3 protein-coding genes are annotated in these 2,048 nt (G+C 55.6%); all 3 read right to left on the minus strand.

All coding sequences use genetic code 11. The annotated features are described in order from the left end of the window. On the minus strand, window positions 1–234 hold a 234-nt coding region (locus ACWA6V_RS20955; RefSeq protein ID WP_449524302.1), incomplete at its 3' end, for a hypothetical protein. Continuing rightward, window positions 231–1,400 carry an alkaline phosphatase family protein gene (locus ACWA6V_RS20960; RefSeq protein WP_449524303.1) on the minus strand — a complete coding sequence of 390 codons (1,170 nt, stop codon included), beginning with the start codon at window positions 1,398–1,400 and terminating at the stop codon, window positions 231–233. The genes ACWA6V_RS20960 and ACWA6V_RS20955, both read right to left, overlap by 4 nt. Window positions 1,401–1,517: 117 nt before the next feature. Beyond that, window positions 1,518–2,048, minus strand: a 531-nt coding sequence (locus ACWA6V_RS20965) for a TonB-dependent receptor domain-containing protein (RefSeq protein ID WP_449524304.1), incomplete at its 5' end; no start/stop codon positions are given.

The following is a 2,048-nucleotide window of genomic DNA, read 5'->3' on the forward strand; positions in this document are numbered from 1 at the left end:
GCCGTTGATGTTATCGCCCAAAAACACAAACAAATCCGGGCGCTCGATATTGATCGCCTTCCAAATGGGCTGCTCGTGATCCTGATGCACACAGGAACCGAAGGCGATGCGGGTGATGCCCTTGTCCAGATCCGGTTTATTGGGAAGAGGCTTGCCGCTATCGGCGATGGCGAGAGTGGGCAAAAATACGGCCGCGAGCCAGAGCAAGATCGGGGAAATTAAGCGGGATTTCATGGCGCTACCTTTGTCTTGGATAAATTAAGGATCTCAACCATCGGCTTACCGGCGGCAGCGCTGTAGGCCGCCGGATCAAACCCCAGCAGCTGCAATGTGGTTGCAGCGATTTGGTTGGAGTACCACTCGCCCTGCAGTTCGCCCGCCGCTTTCACCCCCGGCCCCATGGCTGCAAACCACACCTGATCGGCACCCGGAATCCCCTCCTGGAAAGGAGCCATTTCCGGAGACGAGGCGTTAAGCGCGACCGCCTTTTTACTGCCGTGATGCTTCCAGCCTTCGAGTGGCAACTCACCGCGTCCGTGGTCGGTGGTGATCAACAGCAAGGTTTTATCGCGGTAGCGGCGATCACTCTGCACTCGATTCCATAGCTCGCGCACAAAGCCATCAAAGCGGTGCGCGGCCTGAATGTATTGGTCAAATTCGCCGTCGTGGGCGAAGTCATCGGTCTCTCCATAGGCGATGTACACCAGGCGCGGCTTGTCTTCGGCCAATGCCGCCAGCGCATATTGATGGGTAAACACATCCAAACGCACACTTTGCCAAGGGCTGGGGGTTTGGCGCTGCAGCTCGTCAATAAAGGCTTCGCGCGCACTCACTTTACCCAATGCCGGGGAAAACCCTGCATTGACCGGAAACCCGGCGCGCTTGCTGTTGAGGATGGCGGGAAATACATCCCATGAGCCAAACGCCTGCACCTTGCCGCGCCACTGCGGTTGCTGGTTGATCCACTCGGGAAAGGTCACATTCGGGTTGGGCACAGGATCATTGGTATCGATGGCGGGATCGGCGCGTCCGGTGAGGATCTCGCTGTAGCCCGGATAGGAAAAATGCCAGTCGTTGGTGACTTGCATACGGCTGGATTGGTCGCGGTTGCCCAGCAACACGCCCTTGGTCGCTATTTCACTCCAGATAAACGGCAGCAATTTCACGCGCGCCTGCTGCGGATCGGCGGCACTGAAGGCAGTGCGCAGGGAGTCGGGGTGTTCGGTGTAGCGGCTATCGTTGAGCAAGCGCTCATCCATACCGCGAAAGACTTCCTGCCAACGCAGGCCATCGACCGTCACTAAAATCAGGTGTTGTGCGGGGCGTTCAGCGAACGCTACCGATGCCAGCAGGCTCAATATACAAATCCCGATGCAGCGAACAGGAGTCAGTATCGTCATGTTGTGTTTCTCCACAGTAGTATCGACGAAAATAAAAAAGGCGCTTCACAAGAAGCGCCCAATCCCAAAAGACGGATTAAAGGTCACGAGAGACAAGCTACAAGAGTCAAACAATCATTAGAACATCGCTTTTAACGAGAAAAATGCTTGCTGCGGTGCGCCCGGCAACAAGGTCTGGGCGGTGCCGTTTGGATCGGTATTGGAGAAACCACCACTGCCAACGGTGGAGATGTAATCTTCATCGGTGAGGTTGGTGATATCCAACTGGGCGGTCAATTGCTTGAGCGCGCCCAAGTCCTCAAAGCGATAGCCAAGGCTCAGATTCAGTAAATTGTAAGCATCTACTGAGCCGTCATTGGTGTAGGTGTAGTAGCGCTCGCCGGTGTGTTTGAAATGCAACTTGGCGAAAGCGCCGCCCATTTCCAGACCCAACTCGGAGTTGAACATCAGCTCCGGCGAATCCACAACGGTTTTGCCAGAAAGCGCCACGCGGGTATTGCCTTCGGTGAAGTAGTCGTCGGAATAGGTAGAGTCGTTCAGACTGGCCGAGTTGTACCAGTACCAGTTGTCGTTGATCTGCCAGTTAAGGCCGGTTTCAAGGCCAATCGCCTCAACCGCACCCACGTTGGCCAAAGCATTAAAGCTGCC

Source organism: Cellvibrio sp. (genome assembly GCF_053579595.1).

Excerpts from the sequence above, each read along its gene's own strand:
- ACWA6V_RS20960 (WP_449524303.1), bottom strand. The coding sequence starts at position 1,400 with ATGACGATACTGACTCCTGTTCGCTGCATCGGGATTTGTATATTGAGC.